The organism is Pseudobutyrivibrio sp. 49 (assembly GCF_900100545.1).
In the GTDB taxonomy this organism is placed as follows: Bacteria; Bacillota; Clostridia; order Lachnospirales; family Lachnospiraceae; genus Pseudobutyrivibrio.
The window spans coordinates 23,217-39,948 of the sequence record NZ_FNDP01000014.1 but is presented as its reverse complement, the minus strand read 5'-3'; the positions used below and the strand labels follow the sequence as shown (position 1 = coordinate 39,948).

Annotated in this window: 16 protein-coding genes; 2 read left to right on the top strand and 14 right to left on the bottom strand. The window is 40.8% G+C overall.

Features of this window, described 5'->3' with window-relative positions; all coding sequences use genetic code 11:
* Window position 1: 1 nt before the first annotated feature.
* From atpF to BLP54_RS11435, 7 genes are all read right to left on the bottom strand, one after another.
* Window positions 2–484, bottom strand: a complete 483-nt coding sequence (gene atpF, locus BLP54_RS11465; RefSeq protein ID WP_072918269.1) for a F0F1 ATP synthase subunit B — start codon at window positions 482–484, stop codon at window positions 2–4.
* A gap of 130 nt (window positions 485–614) precedes the next feature.
* Window positions 615–839: an ATP synthase F0 subunit C gene (gene atpE, locus BLP54_RS11460; protein WP_090169789.1), complete on the bottom strand. Its 225-nt coding sequence runs from the start codon at window positions 837–839 to the stop codon at window positions 615–617.
* Between the two features lie 20 nt (window positions 840–859).
* A complete protein-coding gene (locus tag BLP54_RS11455) occupies window positions 860–1,546 on the bottom strand; it encodes a F0F1 ATP synthase subunit A (protein WP_090169788.1) in 687 nt (228 codons plus the stop codon).
* A 212-nt stretch (window positions 1,547–1,758) separates the two neighbouring features.
* Entirely contained in the window at window positions 1,759–3,054 is a 1,296-nt protein-coding gene (locus BLP54_RS11450; protein ID WP_090169785.1) for an amidohydrolase family protein, read from the bottom strand.
* Window positions 3,054–3,320, bottom strand: a complete 267-nt coding sequence (locus BLP54_RS11445) for a kinase to dihydroxyacetone kinase (protein WP_072918264.1) — start codon at window positions 3,318–3,320, stop codon at window positions 3,054–3,056. Before BLP54_RS11445 ends, BLP54_RS11450 begins: the two co-directional genes overlap by 1 nt.
* Window positions 3,321–3,413: 93 nt before the next feature.
* Window positions 3,414–5,522 (bottom strand): amylo-alpha-1,6-glucosidase, encoded by a 2,109-nt coding sequence (locus BLP54_RS11440; protein ID WP_090169784.1) that lies wholly within the window; start codon window positions 5,520–5,522, stop codon window positions 3,414–3,416.
* A gap of 74 nt (window positions 5,523–5,596) precedes the next feature.
* Window positions 5,597–6,139 carry a glutathione peroxidase gene (locus tag BLP54_RS11435; RefSeq protein ID WP_090169781.1) on the bottom strand — a complete coding sequence of 181 codons (543 nt, stop codon included), beginning with the start codon at window positions 6,137–6,139 and terminating at the stop codon, window positions 5,597–5,599.
* Between the two features lie 194 nt (window positions 6,140–6,333).
* Here BLP54_RS11435 and BLP54_RS11430 point away from each other — a divergent pair, with 194 nt between their 5' ends.
* The gene (locus BLP54_RS11430; protein ID WP_090169779.1) at window positions 6,334–7,488 is read left to right on the top strand and encodes a D-alanyl-D-alanine carboxypeptidase family protein; all 1,155 of its coding nucleotides are present in this window, start codon (window positions 6,334–6,336) and stop codon (window positions 7,486–7,488) included.
* Window positions 7,489–7,606: 118 nt separating this feature from the next.
* Window positions 7,607–8,323 (top strand): N-acetylmuramoyl-L-alanine amidase family protein, encoded by a 717-nt coding sequence (locus BLP54_RS11425; RefSeq protein WP_176754543.1) that lies wholly within the window; start codon window positions 7,607–7,609, stop codon window positions 8,321–8,323.
* A gap of 222 nt (window positions 8,324–8,545) precedes the next feature.
* Here the strand turns inward: BLP54_RS11425 and BLP54_RS11420 are convergent, their stop codons facing one another.
* The 7 genes from BLP54_RS11420 to BLP54_RS11390 form a co-directional block, all read right to left on the bottom strand.
* Window positions 8,546–9,241 carry an L-ribulose-5-phosphate 4-epimerase gene (locus BLP54_RS11420; RefSeq protein WP_090169776.1) on the bottom strand — a complete coding sequence of 232 codons (696 nt, stop codon included), beginning with the start codon at window positions 9,239–9,241 and terminating at the stop codon, window positions 8,546–8,548.
* Window positions 9,242–9,245: 4 nt separating this feature from the next.
* Window positions 9,246–10,841, bottom strand: a complete 1,596-nt coding sequence (locus BLP54_RS11415) for a xylulokinase (RefSeq protein ID WP_090169775.1) — start codon at window positions 10,839–10,841, stop codon at window positions 9,246–9,248.
* Window positions 10,842–10,865: 24 nt separating this feature from the next.
* Complete coding sequence (gene fsa, locus BLP54_RS11410) at window positions 10,866–11,522, bottom strand: fructose-6-phosphate aldolase (RefSeq protein ID WP_090169773.1); 657 nt, start codon at window positions 11,520–11,522, stop codon at window positions 10,866–10,868.
* Window positions 11,523–11,654: 132 nt separating this feature from the next.
* Window positions 11,655–13,154, bottom strand: coding sequence for an L-arabinose isomerase (gene araA / locus BLP54_RS11405; protein ID WP_090169772.1), 1,500 nt, complete (start codon window positions 13,152–13,154; stop codon window positions 11,655–11,657).
* A gap of 151 nt (window positions 13,155–13,305) precedes the next feature.
* Window positions 13,306–14,373, bottom strand: a complete 1,068-nt coding sequence (locus tag BLP54_RS11400) for a GntR family transcriptional regulator (protein WP_090169770.1) — start codon at window positions 14,371–14,373, stop codon at window positions 13,306–13,308.
* 12 nt (window positions 14,374–14,385) lie between these two features.
* A complete protein-coding gene (locus BLP54_RS11395; RefSeq protein WP_090169768.1) occupies window positions 14,386–15,387 on the bottom strand; it encodes an acyltransferase family protein in 1,002 nt (333 codons plus the stop codon).
* A 125-nt stretch (window positions 15,388–15,512) separates the two neighbouring features.
* Window positions 15,513–16,727 carry an LL-diaminopimelate aminotransferase gene (locus BLP54_RS11390; protein ID WP_090169766.1) on the bottom strand — a complete coding sequence of 405 codons (1,215 nt, stop codon included), beginning with the start codon at window positions 16,725–16,727 and terminating at the stop codon, window positions 15,513–15,515.
* Window positions 16,728–16,732: the final 5 nt, after the last annotated feature.

The window sequence follows — 16,732 nt, the reverse complement described above, 5'->3', positions numbered from 1 at the left end:
GTTATTCACCTGCTTTATCAATAAAATCATCAAACAGCTGGCTGTCAATATCAGCCCCTGTTCTTCCTCCGATAACCTTTGCTGTAGCTTCTACAACCATATCAGCAATTTCTTTCTTTGCGCTAGAAATAATCTTATTCTTCTCGATTGTAGCCTCAGCAATAGCATTCTCCTGGATAGTCTTTGCATCTTCCTGAGCCTCTGCAATAATCTTCTGATAATGATTATCTGCATTCTTTCTTGCTTCAAGAATAATCTGCTTCTTCTCAGACTCAACATTAGCAAGCTTATCCTCGTACTGCTTTGCGTACTCTTCTGCCTGTCGGTTTGTCTCTTCTGCTTTGTCGTAGATTTCCTTAGCTTCTTCCTGACGCTTCTCGATGATGTTGTCGATTGGCTTGAAGAAGAATTTCTTGAATGCAAGACAAAGAATCAAAAGATTCACAACAGTCCAGAGTATATTCCAAAATGAAACGTTAATCATTTTTATATCCTCTTAAATTTTTTATTTATCTACATTTTTTCAAGGAAGAACTGCCATTTATAATTGCTTTCAGCAATGGGCAGTTCTGGATATCAAGGAATCTTCCCTAAAGGGCCCCTCCTTGATACATTTACTGAAGCATAACAATAATCATAAGTGCGATAACGAAACCGTAAATAGCTGTTGCCTCTGCAAGGGCACAACCTAAGATAAGGTTCTTCTGAATCTTGCTCTCTGCCTCTGGCTGACGTGCGATACCTTCGCAAGCCTTACCTGTTGCGATACCGATACCGATACCTGCTCCAAGACCTGTTACAACTGCGATACCTGCTCCAATTGCGATAATTGTGTTCATAAATTTTTCCTCCTAGAAGTTTATTCTACTGCCTCTTTAATATATAACGATGTTAAGAATACAAAGACATATGCCTGAAGCAATCCGTCAAACAAATCAAAATATACGCTGAAGATTGCTGGAATAACTGGTGGGCATACAATCTTAAGTAATTCCATGATTACGAATGCACCAAGTACATTTCCGAAAAGTCGCATGCACAATGACAATGGTCTTGTGAATACATCAAGAATATTGAATGGCGTTACGATGGCAACCGGCTCTGTAAAATTATGGAGCCACTTTCGAACCCCGTGCTGGTAAATACCTGCACCTTCAACAAGAATGATACTCATAAGTGCCAATGCTAATGTTACGTTTAAGTCCTTAGTTGGTGACTTAAATCCAATCAATCCAATTATATTTGATAAGCCAATGTATAAAAGGACTGTGGAAAGATAGACCGTGTACTGCTTTGCTTCCTCGCCTAGCATTCCACCTACGATGCTGTGTAGCTTTTCGTAGATAAACTCAGCGAAAGCCTGTTTCTTGCTTATGTTTTGTGTCTTTAATCCGGCCGTTAAGAATATGGCTAGCGGAATAAGAATGCCCATTACAATCCAAGTAACTACTACTGACTCCATAACCGGAATTTCATAGCTGCCTATGTGGAGGGTAAAAACGGCTTCACAATTTAGCTCTTCAATAAGCTCTTCTGCTAAATTCAAGAAAACACCTCCTTATCTTATTCATATGTCCTCTATTTTAGACTTTTTAGACAAAAATATAAGATACAAATTATTGATATTGTATAACTCACCACTCTATAGTTCTACATTAATGGATTATAGTAGAAGTTTTTGTTAGAACTGTGTTTTATCTGTTATCTTTTTAATTTAGGCAAACAAAAAACAGAGCAGCTTTCACCGCTCTGTTTTCATTACTCTGTTCTTGTATAGACCTTACGTCCTTTAACAAATTTATCTTTTATAACTGCGTCTGCATCGTTATAACACATTCTCTCAATGCGCTCACGAATAGACATATCTCGCATAGAATACATCTTGCTGTCATCAATAACTACTGCGTCAAAATCATAGCCTGGTTTGAAAGAACCAACCTTACCAAAATAGCTTCCGCCACCTTCTGTTGCAATATAGAATACCTCTTCAAAAGTAAGTGGCTTAACGTTCTGATCAACAAGACGATAGTACATCTTTGATGCCTGAAGGGTAATAAGCATTGTCTTTACCATGTTCATAGATGAACCTGCTGCCACGTCTGTAGCAAGACCAATGTTAATACCTGCATCCAGAAACTTTCTGACAGGTGCAATACCTGATGTAAGATTCATATTAGAATCTGCACAGTGAGCAATGTAAGCTCCATGCTTCTTGAGAATCTCCATTTCCTTTTCATCCGAATGAACACAGTGTGCCATGATTGTAGGACATTCTGGAGTACCCATTGTATCAAAAAGCTCGTAGGCATTTGCATAACAGCTTGATGATGGAACCAGTTCTTTAACCCATGCTATCTCAGAAAGATTTTCTGAAAGATGTGACTGAATACGAAGTCCGGTCTCTCTTGAAAGATCTCCCAATCCCTGCATAAGCTCATTAGAGCATGATGGGATAAATCTAGGTGTAAGAATTGGATTCGTATTTACGTATCTGCCCTTGCACTTTTCAAGCCATTCAACTGTAGCCTGAAGTGATGCCTCAGCACTCTCTTCCTGTAGAATCTCTCCACCGTTTCTATCCATGTTTACCTTACCAACATATGTGATAAGGCCTGTCTCCTCAAGCTGATCCATCAGCTCAAGAGTTGCTTCATTATGAAGTGTGCCAAAGACTACTGCACGTGTAGAGAAGCAACGGCGTAAATCCTCAGTAAAATACTTGTAAGCGCGGCGCGCATACTCCAAATCAGCATACTTTGCTTCTTCTGGGAAAGTGTATGTAGAAAGCCACTCTAAAAGCTCTTCATCCATACCGATTCCACGGAATGTATACTGAGGCGCATGAACATGAAGATCTGTCATGCCCGGAATGATAAGTCTCTCGCCGTAATCATAAAGTGGAAGGCCTTTGTATTCCTCAGGCAAGGTAGGGAACGCACCCACGCAAACGCCATCTACACAGACAATATATCCTCTATAATATGTAGTTATACTTTTTTTACTTTCAGGAAAGGCAATGCCTCCCCTAAGTACAAAACTGCTATTATCTCTCATTAGCCCTGAAGACCTCTTGCCTGTCTATCCATATCCTCAACTACGATATCATAAATCTCGCCAAGGCTACGGCAATACTCTAATACCTTCCATGGCTCGTTTGTGTGATAGTGAATCTTAATAAGCTCCTCATCACCTACTGCAAGAAGGCAATCCCCCTTGAAGTTCTCTGTAATATAATCGTTGATTGCATCCTCATCAAGGTCCTCACCTTCGATAAGAAGCTGTGTATCATATCTAAATTCAATTGACTGCTCTGGTAACATATTTTTGTCCTCCAAAATTTATTATTTAAACAGGTATAATTTACCATAAGTTTTATAAAAAAGGTAGTAAGTTAATTCTAACCATTTCCATAATTATTCAGATTTTAGCAACGCATAGGCTCTGAGCACCTCGCCTACAGACCATGCCTGGGCATAGCAGCCACGTCCGTAGTGTGGCTCGTCTCCGTCAAAAATCTCACAGATTGAACCGATGCAATTCTTAACAAGATGCTGCTCTACTGGCTCAAAGAAAGCTTTTGCCTCCTCGATAGACTGAGGGCTTCCGCCACCAACCTTTAAGTAGCTTTCAATGAATGCACCAAGTAAAAATCCCCAAGCTGTTCCCTGATGATATGCATGGTCACGCTTTTCAAGTGCCCCCTTATAAATACCAACATATTGTGGGTCATCCACATCAAGTGAACGAAGTCCCACTCCAACATAAAGTCTGTCCTTAACCACACGCACAACTGACTTTTCCTTTTCAGGATCAAGCATTGTAAATGGAAGGCTGACTGCAAAAATCTGATTTGGTCGAAGGCTGACATCCTTGAAATCATCGCTTACTACATCATAAAGATAACCGCCCTCTTCATACCAGAATTCCTCATTAAAGGCTTCCTTTACCCACATAGCAAGCTGACTGCAGCCGCCTGCGTAAGCAAGATAATTTTCTGGCTTGTTGTGAGTTCTCCTTGCAATGCCGCGAGAAATCTCTTCCATGGTCATAAGCGCATTATACCAAAGTGCGTTAATCTCAACTGGCTTGCCGTGACGTGGTGTAACAACCTCATCATTGATACGCACATCCATCCATGTAACCTGATCAAGACCAGATCCTGCACGCATAAGAGCATCGTCATCCATTCCGATTGAGAACAAGGTTCCCTTTCGATAAGCTCCCATGATTTCCTGAAGTCCAGGGTATATCTCAGTCTCCACGAACTTCCATGCTTCATCCGTATCTACGTATTTCAGATAATTGTATACTGCATAGAAATACCAAAGGGACGCATCTGCTGTATTGTAAAGTGGTTCCTTTCCGTCATCAGGGAACATATTTGGAACCAAACCATTTTTTATATACTTTGAAAAAGAAAGGAGAATTGATTTAGCATCGTCAAATCTTCCTGTTTCAAGGCAAAGACCTGTGAAAGCAATCATAGTATCGCGGCCCCAGTCTGTAAACCATGGATAGCCTGCCATGATAGTCTTTTCACCTGTAGAGCGTCTATCCACAATAAACTGATCAGCGGCAACTGTAAGAAGCTGTGCAAGCTCATCCTCCTCTGTGAATTCTGCCTTTTCGATTAATTCGGCAACTCTCTTTTTAGCTTTCTCTATCTCAACAAAGGCTGTGTCCTTTTCTATAGCAGGAAGCTTCTCGAAAGCACCTTTCTTTTTACCAACATTTTCACGAACATCTACAGTACATACGAAGGAACATTTTGATACTCCTCCTTCTTCAACTTCCATAACGAAATCGTATGGCTTCAGGTGACAATCCAGACCATCTGCTTCGTTATCCAACTCAAATTGAAGCTCCATATTTTCATCGTAGATGTTGTTACGCTTAACCATCTCGCAGCCTGCGCTGATAAGAGAAATACGCACGTTTGAATGCCCAACCGGCTTGTAGAAGAAGCCAATATTTCCACTAGCTTCATCCCTAACCTCCTGGAATACTTCCTCTGGAAGCTCCCATCGTAAATCATCAACAGTCATGTGCTGGCCATGCTCTCTAAAATTCATAAGTGGAGTGATGACTACTCCTGCAGCTGGCCCATTGTTTTCTAACGTATATGCGATAACACACTGATTCTTACCGTAAACCAATGAGATAGTCTTGGTAAGACGCATGCCGCCTGCCTCATAAACATAAGTGATGGTGCCATCATATTTGAAATACTTCAGATGCATATTGCCCTGGTTGAACTCACTGGTATATGGGCCTTTGTGCTGAGCAGTAGTCAAATCATAGATTCTGCTGCCGCAAACAAGCCTTTCATTAGTCTTAGAAAATACCAGGTATCTATCCACTGGTGGACGAAGGCTAGCAATCAAATAGCCCTGATGGGTACGCATGTGCGCACCGATAATGGTGCTTCCAGCATAGCCACCAAGGCCATTTGTCAAAAGCCACTCCTTGTCCAGATTAGCTTTATAATTATTTAACTTGTCAAAAACGTATTCAAAACTCATTACAATTCTCCATTTCGTCATAATCCCCAACGAATTAATTGTAACGATTTTGCCCCAAAAAGACTACCCCTATATTAAATAAGAGAAGCGACACATTCTTCTACTTTTTTCATGTCAGCTGTTGGCTCAAAACGAGCGACTACATTACCCTGACGGTCAACGATAAACTTTGTAAAGTTCCACTTGATTTCTGGGTTATTCTTGTAATCCTTGTCAATCTTCTTAAGCATCACACCCATAGCAAGTGCTGCAGGTCCCTTTCCGAAACCTTCAAAGCCCTTCTGAGACTTAAGATACTTGAATAACTCATTAGCATTCTCGCCATTAACGTCTGCCTTCTTCATCTGTGGGAACTGAGTATTGTAATTAAGCTGGCAGAACTCATGAATCTCCTCATCATTTCCAGGTGTCTGTCCTGCAAACTGGTTACAAGGTACATCTACTACCTCGAAGCCTTTCTCATGATACAACTCATAGATACGCTCAATATCCTTGTAGTGAGGTGTGAAGCCACAGCCTGTAGCTGTATTAACTACCATAACAACCTTGCCCTCAAATTCCTTCATTGAAAGCATCTCGCCATTTGTCTGCTCAACTGATAAATCATAGAATCCCATCTTTATAATCCTCCATTTCCTTTTGATTATATTTTTGTTTTGAATTTAATTGTGCGCAATCGATTTATATTTTAGATTGTACGCAATTCAATTTTGTTTGTCAACATCTTTTTTGTGAATTTTTATCGATTGAGCTCTAATATCCACTTCTGCTAAAATAATTATAGTATATTTACATTGGGGAGGGGTGATTAATGAGAAAGTCTTTTTATTCTGCGAGGATTGTCTTAAATCTTCTATTATCAGTATTTGTTATCACACTTTTGATGGGGTTCATTCCTGAAAATTCAATTTATGCAAGAGCAGCATCCTACACTATTTCAGAGGCAAATGGCACACTTTTGTCCTGTAATGGTACAGAAGTATTCGCTGACGCAGATCCATCAACATATGTAACTACATTAACAGCCAACAAGCCTGTACTAGTAACAGGATTAACCAGCAACGGTTACTGGCGTGTCGATATAGGTGGCTCACCTTTTTTTATTTCACAGCAGGCTCTTTCAATGCAGCCTAATACTACAGCTTATAAGCTTACATCCATGGATGCAAAAGCCGCTTTGGTCATGAACCTTAGCAACGGTAAGCCGCTCTACTCTCAGGGAGCCACTGACAGATTAGAGCCAGCCAGCACCACAAAGATGATGACTGCTTTGCTTACAATAGAAGCTATTGAAGCAGGACAAATTTCTCTGGATACGCCTGTAATGGTCTCAGCTACTTCCGTTGCGGGGATGCCAAGAGATGCAAGCCATGTATCTCCACGTATTCAGGCTGGGGAAGTATTTAATGTAGATCAACTTCTTACCGCAATGATGGTAAGCTCAGACTGCCATTCTTGTAATGTGCTGGCAGAATTAATCGCTGGCTCCGTTCCAAACTTTGTGGCTATGATGAATACAAGGGCAGCTCAGCTAGGCTGTGTTGATACAAATTTCACTAATCCTTCAGGTTATCCTGACAAAAGCATGTACACCAATGCATACAGCTTATATTTAATTGCAGCAAATGGTATTCAGCATCCTTTATTTAATAAGTACTTTAATGTTACTACTGCTGTACTGCCAGCCACTAATCTATGTCCTACACCAAGATTGCTTGAAAATACAGATTCAATAATCAATCCTGCCAGCGGCTATTACAATCCATATGTAATTGGTGGAAAGACTGGTACTGCAAACCGAGCTGGTCAATGTTTGGTCTGTGTGGCAAAGCAGAATGAAAAATCGATAATTTCTGTAGTTTTAGGGGCTAAAAATCGAACTATGTTTGATGGAAATACAATATCCATGCGCTACTACGAAACTAACAGATTGATAAATATGGGCTTCCAAAACTATTATTTATGAAAACCTTAGAAACTTAATCGTTTAACATGTTTTTTAATGGAAAAATAACATACATTTTTCACAGTAAAAGCCGATAATATATTTAGGTTCAGAATTTTGTATGAAGGGAGTGTTTTCCATGGTTAAAAATCTCAAAAAATTCAACTCAATAGCTTTGGTAATTCTCCTATTTGCCGCATTTAGTCTTTCCACTATTAATGTACATGCGAAACAGCGTGTTATCGTAATAGACCCTGGTTGTCAGGCTATTGAAAATAACCAAAAAGAATCAATCGGACCAGGAGCTTGGAAGCGTGTTTCCGAAGACATGATTGGTGCAAAAGGTACTGTTTCCGAAAACAATGAGTATGATATCAATCTTCGTATCGCCTTAAAGGTTAATGAACTACTTGGAGACAACTACAAGGTAGAGCTTACTCGCACTTCAAATGATGTGGATATGTCAAACTCAGACAGAGCCATGATTGCTAATGCACTTAAAGCAAACCTTTACATCAGTATTCATGCCAGCTCACCTAAGGACGATACCAGCGGTATTACAGTAATTTGCCAGACAGAGGATAATCCTTATGGCATTACTAATTACAGAAACAGCAGATTGCTTGCAGATACGTTACTTGGAAGCCTTGCTGATAAAACTGGTGCCAAGAACTATCAGGTTGTAGAATCTGATAAGCTAATGGGAATCAATTGGTGCTCCGTTCCAAATGCTATTGTAAATGTTGGCAATATGAACAATCCTGAGGACGATGAAAATCTTTCCCAGGAAGAATATCAGCAGAAGGTTGCTGAAGGAATCGTGGCCGGAATTGATAGTTATTTTTCTCAGAAATAAATCTTAATGAAGTTACAGGAGGTGGCTTATCAGCCATCTCCTTTTTATTGCCAACATACGAAAAAGCCACCCGCTACCCCGTTCGGTAACGAATGGCTTAATCTATTATTAGTGATACCATTATATAACTTCACTTATTTCTAATTGTGAAGAAACTGAGTAAAAAATAAGAACTTTCTCTTAATTATTCATCAAGTTACGCTCTCAAGCCTGAGATTATCACTAATTTTGTCCGTAGTATGCGTTTGCTCCGTGTTTACGGTTGAAATGTTTGTCGCGGATGCAATCTGGAGCTGGCTGAACTCGTGAATTTACCTGCTCTGTGAAGAGTGCCATCTTGGCAACCTCCTCAAGTACTACTGCATTGTATACAGCCTGATCTGCATCCTTACCCCATGTAAATGGGCCGTGGTTCTTGCAGATAACACCTGGTACATACTTTGTATTGATGCCTCTCTCCTGGAAAGTCTCGATAATAACCTTACCAGTGTTAACTTCATAGGCTTCATTAATTTCCTTTTCTGTAAGGTTTCTTGTACATGGAATGGTTCCACAGAAATAATCTGCATGTGTGGTACCGTAAAGAGGAATATCTCTGCCAGCCTGAGCCCATGCTACTGCATAGGTAGAATGAGTGTGAACAACACCACCGATATTCTCATACTTCTTATAAAGCTCGCAGTGAGTAGCTGTATCTGAGCTAGGACGATACTTTCCTTCAACAACCTCACCATCAAGATTAACAAGCACCATATCCTCTGGCTTTAAATCTTCGTACTCAACGCCTGATGGCTTGATTGCAAAGATTCCAGACTCTCTGTCGATACCAGAAACATTTCCCCAGGTATAAGTAACAAGGCCGCGCTTCGGAAGCTCCATGTTAGCCTCGTAAACCTGTTTCTTTAATTCTTCTAACATATCATTATCTCCAATTCTCTACAGCTGCTGCCTCTGCCTTAAGTGCCTTCTTGTATTCTGCGATCCACTCATCGTAGCCCTTAACCATCTCTGGATCTGGCTCCATTGTAGTAGATTCCTGTCCTGCGAATACCTTTTCATCAAGGTAGCTCTGGAAGTTCTGTGACTTATCATCACGGATGCAGTAATTTGCAAGTACTGCCATACCCCATGCACCACCTTCACCAGCTGTTGCCATTACAGTGATAGGTGCATTAAGAGCAGCTGCAAGTACTGACTGTCCAACCCCCTTTGTCTTAAAGAATCCACCATGTCCTGTAATAGATTTGATGTTAACCTTCTCCTGCTTTAAGAGAATATCGTTACCAATCTTAAGAACACCAAGAGCTCCATAAAGGTTTGAACGCATAAAGTTTGCAAGTGTAAACTTTGCATCTGGCTGACGAACCACCATTGGACGACCTTCGTTTACGCCAACAACTGGCTCGCCGCCGAAGTAGTTGTATGATAATACTCCGCCGCAGTTAGCATCCTCTGTAAGAGCCTTGCGATAAAGAGTACCGTAAATATCATTCATTGAAATATCTACACCAAAGGCATCAGCAAACTCCTTGAAGATACCAATCCAAGAGTTAAGATCTGATGTACAGTTGTTGCAGTGAACCATAGCTACTGCCTCACCTGTAGGTGTTGTTACCATATCGATTTCCTCGTATGGCTTAGAAAGAGCCTTCTCCAAAACAACCATAGAGAATACTGATGTACCAGCTGATACATTACCCGTTCCAACTGAAACAGCATTTGTAGCAACCATACCTGTACCTGCGTCACCTTCTGGTGGAGCAAGTGGGCAACCTGGCTCAAGCTCTCCTGTAGGATCGAGAAGCTTTGCACCTGCTGCTGTAAGAGTACCAGCATCATCACCTGCTACAAGTACCTCTGGAAGAAGATCCTCAACCTTTGTGCTAACACCATGTGCTGCTGCAAGCTTGTTGAACTTCTCAAGCATAGCCTTGTCATACTGACAGGTTGTTGAGTCGATTGGGAACATACCTGATGCTTCGCCAACACCTGCAACCTTTCTGCCTGTCATCTTATAGTGAACGTAGCATGCAAGAGTCATAAAGTAAGCTACATTTGGAACATGTGGCTCTTTATTTAAGATGCACTGATAGTAGTGTGAAATACTCCAGCGTTGAGGCATGTTAAAGTTGAGCTCCTTAGAAAGCTCAGCCGCAGCCTCACCTGTGATTGTATTTCTCCATGTTCTAAATGGAACAAGAAGATTATCCTCTTTATCAAATGCAAGATAACCATGCATCATAGCGGAAAATCCGATTGCACCAAGCTTTGTAAGCTTAACGTCATACTTGTCGCTAACATCTTTCTTAAGCTTAGCATAGCAATCCTGAACGCCTTCCCATACCTCTTCAAGTGGGTATGTCCAAATGCCGTTATCTAAGTGATTCTCCCACTCATGATCCCCCTGAGCAAGAACCTTATTGTCCTCGTCAACGAGCACAGCTTTGATACGTGTTGACCCGAACTCGATACCGAGAGCTGTCTTCTTGCCCTCAGCGATAATCTCATTAATATTCATAAGTAAAATTCCCCCAATATTATTTTACTCACCAAATACAGCGATATAATCCTTCTGGAACTTCTCAATACCAGCTGTAGTTAATGGATGGTTAATCATTGTCTCGATTACAGAGTATGGTACTGTTGCAATGTGAGCACCTGCAAGTGCGCAGTCTGTAACGTGGATTGGGTTACGAACTGATGCAGCAATAATCTCTGTATCATATCCATAGATGTCGAAGATTTCTGCGATATCACGGATAAGATCAATACCTGCCATGTTAATGTCATCAAGTCTGCCAAGGAATGGTGATACATATGTAGCTCCAGCATTTGCAGCAAGAATAGCCTGGTTTGCTGAGAAGATAAGTGTAACATTTGTCTTGATGCCCTCAGCTGAAAGAACCTTCACTGCCTTAAGACCTTCTGCAGTCATAGGAATCTTTACAACCATGTTTGGATGCATAGCAGCAATCTCACGGCCTTCCTTAATCATACCCTCAGCATCAACTGTAGTAGCCTTTACCTCTCCTGAGATAGGACCATCAACGATTGAAGCAATTTCCTTAAGGATGTCTTCCTGAGCACGACCACCCTCTTTAGCGATAAGTGATGGGTTTGTTGTAACTCCACAGATTACTCCAAGATCATTTGCCTTCTTAATGTCCTCAATTTTTCCAGTGTCAACGAATAACTTCATTTCTTTTTCTCCTTCTTTTTACCTGCTCAAATACTTGAGCCATATTTTTAATCAATTGTGGTTATGCTAGTAATTCTATTACTACGTTAAAACCTCCACAATCAAATTAATGACTAACTAATGGCAAGATTTTTACTTTCCATATACGAGACTTCCAAGTGCAAGGTCGCGCTTAAAGTCACGAATCTTTGTGTCAGCATCAATGTAAACAGCTTCAATTCCCATAGCTGCAGCCCAGTCTCCCATCTGCTCAGCAGTAAGATCATATGTAAATGCTGTATGATGAGCACCACCTGCAAGGAGCCATGCCTCTGTTCCTGTATAGAAGTCTGGCTGTGGTGTCCAGAAGTTGATAGCTGTAGGAAGCTTTGGAAGTGGCTTCTCAACCTTCTTGCAATCAACATCCTGAATAATGAGACGGAAGCGATTTCCTAAATCAATAAGTGATGTAGCAATACCCTTGCCTTCCTTGGACTGGAATACAAGACGTGCTGGATCCTCACGATTTCCCATTGAAAGTGGCTGGCACTTAATCTGGATTGGGCCATCTGAAATAGTTGGGCAAATCTCAAGCATGTGAGCCTGAATGATGCCCTCCTTGCCCTTTACAAGATTGTATGTGTAATCCTCAAGCATTGAAGTACCCTTAGCATCCTTCATGCCTGTAGTCATTATCTTCATAAGACGAACCATGGCAGCAACCTTCCAGTCGCCCTCTGCACCAAAACCGTAACCCTTTTCCATAAGTCTCTGAATAGCAAGACCTGGAAGCTGCTGTAATGCGCCAAGATCACCGAAGTGAGTTACGATTGCCTGATAGTTCTTCTCCTCAAGGAATCTCTCGAAGCCAAGCTCAATCTGAGCCTGAACTGCTACATGTCTTCTGAACTCCTCTGGATTACGTCCCTCGAGACAAATATCGTATTTACCATAATATTCATCTACAAGTGCATTAACATCTGACTGACCAACTGCAGCAACTGCCTCTGCGATTTCATTTACTGGATAAGCATCTACCTCCCAGCCAAACTTAAGCTGAGCCTCTACCTTATCACCTTCTGTAACTGCAACGTTACGCATGTTGTCAGCAATTCTCATAACACGGATATGGCTTGATTCTACAACACCGATTGCTGTGCGCATCCAAGATGCCAGCTTCTCCTGAACCTCTGCATCCTGCCAGTATCCAACTATTGTCTTTCTCTCAACGCCCATTCTTGAAAGGATGTGAGCATACTCTCTGTCACCATGAGCTGCCTGATTCTCATTCATGAAATCCATATCCATTGTCTCGTATGGAATCTCACGGTTGTACTGTGTGTGTAAGTGGCAAAGTGGCTTTCTAAGCTCCTGATGTCCAAGTATCCATGACTTTGCTGGTGAAAATGTGTGCATCCATGTAATTACACCAGCACATGTTGGGTCATTGTTTGCCTCGTTAAAAGTACGTCTGATTACTTCGTTTGTAATCATTGTTGGCTTCCATACTACCTCAAATGGAAGCTTTCCTGATTTGTTAAGACACTCAACGATTTCCTTTGAGTGTGCTGCTACGTGTGATAAGCACTCATCACCGTAGAGATCCTGCGAACCTGTACAGAACCAGAACTTGTAATTAAGCTGTGTCTTCATAAATTATCCTCCAATACAAAAAACTATTTTCCTGCTAATAAAAAGGATACAACTTGTACACATTCGTGCACAAGTTGTATCCTCGTTATCAACAATCCTTATATTTACAGACTATAAGCATAGTGTACAAGTTAGTTTTTATATATACAAGTTATAATGTACTCTTTCTTTCCACAAGCTCTGGGGTAAGCAGGATATGAGCATCCTTTCTTGTAACATTCCCTTCGATAAGTCCAATAAGAGTCTCTGCTGCCTTTCTCCCCATTTCCTCCTGAGGATGGGAAACAGTGGTAATTCCCCTGCTCTTAGCAAGTAATGAATTGTCAAAACCTGTAACTGAAATATCATGTGGCACCTGGCGTCCTATGCCTGTGAGCCCCTTTATAACATCTGCTGCAATCTCATCATTGTAGCAAACCACAGCGTGACAGCTGATGCCACTTTCCAAAATATGAAGTATGCCTTCCAGTGGGCGCATTGTCCTGTCCTTCGTGTGATACCAAACCACCAGATCAGGATTGTAAGGAATCCCTGCCTCAGTAAGAGCCTTTACATATCCCTTGTGACGGAATATTCCCTGCATATCATCAGCCTTGAAGATTCCAGCGATATTCTTATGCCCCAGTTTTATCAAATGCTCTGTTATAAGCCTTCCGCCCTCCACATCGTCAAGCATAACGTGCGGCTTGTCCAGCATAGCCTCATAACACCCCTGTATAAAAACATAGGGAATTCCCATAGAATCCATCTGTTCATAAAGCACCTGATGCTGGCAGCTGATGGCGCTTTGGCTAGGCTCAATAATCATTCCATCGATATTCTTTGACAGAAGCTCCTCCATACACCAGGCTTCACCCTTACGGGAATTGTTGGTGGTTTTCAGGAGAATACTATAACCACTTTCTGACAAAACTTTATTGATTCCCTGAATGACCCTGGGAAAAATATAATCGGACATATAAGTTGTGACAACAGCTATATTTTTACTGTTGCCTCGTTTTTTTAATTGAGGTGCCACAAAGGTACCACTACCCTGTTTTGAATATAGATATCCTTCACTAATAAGAACCGATAGAGCATGTCTCACCGTCTGACGTGTCACATCATACTTTTGCGCAAGCTGATTCTCAGATGGAATCTTTTCGTTAACAGAATAAGCCCCCAGATTAATCTGCTTCTTTATGTCATTAACTATAAACTCATACTTAGTAGAAACCATATTCCCCCTGAATTAAGCATTTTGAAGCTTACGAATACCTACAATCATCAATCTGCTTAAATAATACATAACAATAGAAAAAACCGTAACCGCAATTATATATATCACTATAACTTTAGCGGATAATGACTCAAAATATTTAGGCATAATATATGCTCTGAAAATAACATGATTCAAAAAAATTGAATATGATATTGTATCCAAAAAGGCTAATAGCTTCGACTCAAATGGAAGCTTTGTATTGAAGGCAATAGCCACACCTATTGAGATGAGCAGTAAATGAAAATACTCCACTTTACCCGCATAGAAATATGAGGAAATCGCGGTGAACAAAAGCATCAAAAATCCAATCCACTGTACCACCTTATTCTTAAGGTACTCAGAATATTTCTCGTTAAAATCAAACAGTAATATTCCTATTCCCATCTCCATAAAACCTCTCATAAACTTCTGAGAGTAGATGAAGTCACCATAGTAATCTGTTACCAGACTGCCAGTAACTCTATACGAGAAGGTCAGGCCTATGATTATAGCTAAAGGAATAATTATTTCTCTTGTAATATCAGGCAAACGTTTGCACAAACTGTATAAAAGTAATCCTGCCAATACCAGTATAGAAACATACCAGGTGACTACATTTGCAATCTGAGTTTCCTGCCATGGCCAGTAATGAATCAATAATAGTTCTCTAAAACCGACTGTTTCAAACCAGAAAAGACTATCCTTTGCAGAAAATCCATTGAATACCAAAAAGAAAATTCCGCTGACCAAAAATGAAAGGAAATACTCCGGATACAAACGCTTAATTCTGTGCCAGGTATATCCATAAGGAGTCCTGTCTTTTTTCTTCAAATCTGCAGCCAAAAGCCAACCACTAACAACGAAAAAGAACTCTACGCCTATTGTCCATCCTGTTATATGAAAATATTGATTAAATAAGTGAAGGAGAATTATTAGATATGTAAAAACGACTCTCCAAAATGAAATCATATTATTCTTATTAGTTTTAGGCATTATTCCCTCCTAAATAAATCCATTTTTTCTTTAATAAGTTTATCTTATCAAAGGCTTATTCTCCTCTCAAGCAAAAAGAGGTCTGGGCGCTGCCCAAACCTCTCATAAATAATCTATTTTTTTAATTAGAGAGTCTTAATTCTCTCAATAGCTCTTGCAGTATTCTCCGCAGAACCAAATGCTGTCAATCTGAAGTAGCCTTCACCGGAAGGACCAAAGCCTGCGCCTGGTGTACCAACGATCTGAACCTTATCAAGAAGGTAATCGAAGAAGTCCCAAGATGTCATGTTATCTGGAGTCTTGAGCCAGATATAAGGTGCGTTCACACCACCATAAACCTCAAAGCCAGCGTCCTTAAGACCTGTGTAGATTGTCTTTGCATTGTTCATGTAGTAGCCAACCTGCTCTTTAATCTGAGCCTGTCCCTCTGCTGAGTAAACAGCCTCACCAGCACGCTGAATGATGTAAGGAGCACCGTTGAACTTTGTACCGTGGCGACGAGCCCACATAGCATTAAGTGAAGCACCGTCAAATACAAGGTCCTTAGGTACTACTGTGTAGCCAAGACGAACACCTGTGAAGCCTGCGTTCTTTGAGAAAGAGTGAATCTCGATTGCACATGTCTTTGCACCTGTGCACTCGTAGATTGAGTGAGGAACATCAGCCTCTGAAATGTATGCCTCATAAGCTGCATCAAAGATAATAAGGCTTCCGTTCTTATTTGCATAATCAACCCAAAGCTGAAGCTGGCTCTTTGTAAGAGTTGTTCCTGTTGGGTTGTTTGGAAGACAAAGATAAATTACATCTGGAGTCTCTTTTGGAAACTCTGGAACGAATTTGTTCTCTGCTGTTGTAGGCATGTAGATAAGATCAGACCACTTACCTGTCTTTTCATCGTAATTACCAAGGCGTCCTGCCATAACATTTGAATCAACATATACTGGATATACAGGATCACAAACTGCAATCTTAACATCTGCTGCAAAAAGCTCCTGAATATCTGCTGAATCAGACTTCGCACCATCTGAAACGAAGATTTCGTCTGCAGAAATATCACAACCTCTTGCCTGATAATCATTCTTTGCAATTGTCTCACGAAGGAATGGATATCCTAAATCTGGAGCGTAACCATGAAAAGTAGAAGCGCTTCCCATCTCATCAACTGAATCGTGAAGAGCCTTAATCATTGCTGGTGCAATTGGCTGTGTAACATCACCAATACCAAGTCTGATGATATCTGCGTTTGGATTAGCCTCACTGTATGCCGCTACCTTTTTTGCAATTGTTGAAAATAAATAGCTGCCTGGAAGCTTCTGAAAATTAGTGTTTACCTTGAACATGTTTA

Coding starts and splice junctions, on each gene's coding strand:
- atpF (WP_072918269.1), bottom strand. CDS start 484: ATGATTAACGTTTCATTTTGGAATATACTCTGGACTGTTGTGAATCTT.
- atpE (WP_090169789.1), bottom strand. CDS start 839: ATGAACACAATTATCGCAATTGGAGCAGGTATCGCAGTTGTAACAGGT.
- BLP54_RS11450 (WP_090169785.1), bottom strand. CDS start 3,054: ATGAGAGATAATAGCAGTTTTGTACTTAGGGGAGGCATTGCCTTTCCT.
- BLP54_RS11445 (WP_072918264.1), bottom strand. CDS start 3,320: ATGTTACCAGAGCAGTCAATTGAATTTAGATATGATACACAGCTTCTT.
- BLP54_RS11440 (WP_090169784.1), bottom strand. CDS start 5,522: ATGAGTTTTGAATACGTTTTTGACAAGTTAAATAATTATAAAGCTAAT.
- BLP54_RS11435 (WP_090169781.1), bottom strand. CDS start 6,139: ATGGGATTCTATGATTTATCAGTTGAGCAGACAAATGGCGAGATGCTT.
- BLP54_RS11430 (WP_090169779.1), top strand. CDS start 6,334: ATGAGAAAGTCTTTTTATTCTGCGAGGATTGTCTTAAATCTTCTATTA.
- BLP54_RS11425 (WP_176754543.1), top strand. CDS start 7,607: ATGGTTAAAAATCTCAAAAAATTCAACTCAATAGCTTTGGTAATTCTC.
- BLP54_RS11420 (WP_090169776.1), bottom strand. CDS start 9,241: ATGTTAGAAGAATTAAAGAAACAGGTTTACGAGGCTAACATGGAGCTT.
- BLP54_RS11415 (WP_090169775.1), bottom strand. CDS start 10,841: ATGAATATTAATGAGATTATCGCTGAGGGCAAGAAGACAGCTCTCGGT.
- fsa (WP_090169773.1), bottom strand. CDS start 11,522: ATGAAGTTATTCGTTGACACTGGAAAAATTGAGGACATTAAGAAGGCA.
- araA (WP_090169772.1), bottom strand. CDS start 13,154: ATGAAGACACAGCTTAATTACAAGTTCTGGTTCTGTACAGGTTCGCAG.
- BLP54_RS11400 (WP_090169770.1), bottom strand. CDS start 14,373: ATGGTTTCTACTAAGTATGAGTTTATAGTTAATGACATAAAGAAGCAG.
- BLP54_RS11395 (WP_090169768.1), bottom strand. CDS start 15,387: ATGCCTAAAACTAATAAGAATAATATGATTTCATTTTGGAGAGTCGTT.
- BLP54_RS11390 (WP_090169766.1), bottom strand. CDS start 16,727: ATGTTCAAGGTAAACACTAATTTTCAGAAGCTTCCAGGCAGCTATTTA.